The 2031-nt window shown below is 35.0% G+C and carries 2 protein-coding genes and 1 pseudogene; 1 reads left to right on the top strand and 2 read right to left on the bottom strand.

The features are described 5' to 3' along the window. A partial coding sequence (locus IDG60_RS12220) for a GNAT family N-acetyltransferase (protein ID WP_206160745.1) occupies positions 1-418 on the bottom strand: 418 nt, incomplete at its 3' end. Positions 419-782: 364 nt separating this feature from the next. On the opposite strand from IDG60_RS12220, the gene IDG60_RS12215 reads away from it, so the two are divergent. Further along, positions 783-1778 carry a YeiH family protein gene (locus IDG60_RS12215; protein ID WP_000157630.1) on the top strand — a complete coding sequence of 332 codons (996 nt, stop codon included), beginning with the start codon at positions 783-785 and terminating at the stop codon, positions 1776-1778. Positions 1779-1836: 58 nt separating this feature from the next. On the opposite strand, the pseudogene IDG60_RS12210 reads toward IDG60_RS12215, so the two are convergent. After that, positions 1837-2031: pseudogene (locus tag IDG60_RS12210) on the bottom strand (FMN reductase); the annotation flags it as partial.

The following is a 2031-nucleotide window of genomic DNA, read 5'->3' as shown; positions in this document are numbered from 1 at the left end:
TTTTTTCATTATTAACTGCGGCACTAATCTCAATTCGGTTTAAGTCAAGCTCTTCGAAACAATACTTTATCAATGCCTCAACTGCTTGTGTCATAATCCCATGACCCTCAAATTGTTTATCTAAATAGTACCCTAATGAAGTTTTTCTGTGCATGTGATTAATTTCATGTAAACCGATGACACCAACTAGCGTTCCTTCATACCAAATGCCACACTGAAATCCATTACCATCAGCAAATTGCAAAAGTCCTCTTTTAATAAATGCACGCGTATCTGATGGTTGCTCAGTTGCATCTACCCAAGGTAACCATTCCCTAAGTGAATTTCTTGAACGATTGACTAAATTGAAAAGCGCTTCTGTGTCATGAGCTTCTAAAATTTTTAATGTTATTTGTTCATTCACTTTCATTCCAAACATACCATCACATCCTCATTCATTTTTCATATAATTCTGTAAATTATCATAATAATAACATATTAATATTACGCATTGTATCTTAAATTTGTTGGGGCCCCGCCAACTTGCATTGTCTGTAGAAATTACGGACCCAATTTCTCTATGTTGGGGCCCATCCCCAACTTGCACATTATTGTAAGCTGACTTTTCGTCAGCTTCTTTGTTGGGGCCCCGCCAATAAGCGTTGTAGTGCCTATTACTTTGGTTGATGTCCTTGATACCTATCACACAACTTAATTTAATCACTACTTTATTAACCATTCCAAATTTATATTTAAAAATACGACAAAACAGTGCTAAAATGCTATTAAAGGAGGCACTGCTCATGGCATCATTGAAAAATAAGCATTTTATGATTGGACTATCATTAACATTTATAGTCGCATTATTTAGCTTTTTAGCAGCTAAATTGCCAATCTTAGATAAGGTTGGCGCATTAACTATCGCGATATTAATCGCTATTCTATATCGTCACTTTAGAGGATATCCTGAACAATATAGCTCAGGTATTACGTTTTCATCTAAATATTTATTAAGATTTGCAATCATCCTATATGGACTTAAACTCAATATATTCGATATTATCGGTCAAGGTAGTAAACTATTAGCCATCGATGTAGGTGTCGTTATTTTCAGTATTGTAATGATGCTCTTTGTCAACAAACTGTTGCATGGTGACAAAAACATCGCATTATTACTAGGTGTCGGCACAGGCGTTTGTGGTGCTGCCGCTATTGCCGCAGTCGCTCCAATATTCAAATCACGTGAAAAGGATACAGCTATTAGTATCGGTATCATCGCATTGATTGGTACGATATTCTCACTTATATATACAGCTATCTACGCTATCTTTTCAATGACGACAAATGTTTATGGCGCTTGGTCTGGTGTTAGTCTTCATGAAATTGCGCACGTTGTCTTAGCTGGTGGCTTTGGTGGTAGTGATGCACTTAAAATTGCACTTCTTGGTAAACTTGGTAGAGTATTCTTACTGATTCCATTAACCATCGTACTTATTTTAATTATGCGTTTCCGTTCATCAGAATCATCTAGCAAGGGTCGAATAAGCATTCCATACTTTTTAATTGGATTTGTCATTATGGCCTTAGTGAATACATATGTAACTATTCCATCAGTATTGTTAAATATTTTAAATACTATATCAACAATTTGCTTATTAATGGCCATGGTTGCTTTAGGGTTAAATGTTGCATTTAAAGATCTTAAAAATCGTGCACTTAAACCGCTTATGACAATCATTATTACCTCAATATGCTTGTCATCACTTGCCTTTATCGTCGTTCACTGGCTATATAGTTAATATAAAAGACGCTCAAACACATACAAATTTAGTGTGCCGAGCGTCTTATTTTTATACTTTAAAAGTCGTATTGGTTGTTTTCTTCTTCAAACACTTGTTGTTGTACTTTGGCAGTTCGCATTGTGAATTGTGCCAACGCTTTTAACCGAAATACAACATCATCATTGACAATTTGTTGATTTGAAAAATCTTTCTCTTCAATAAATACATACGTTTGCATCGTATGTGCTTTCATGTAACTCAATATTGGTTT

This window comes from Staphylococcus sp. EG-SA-2, assembly GCF_017152085.1.
This window is presented reverse-complemented; position numbering and strand designations above follow the sequence as displayed.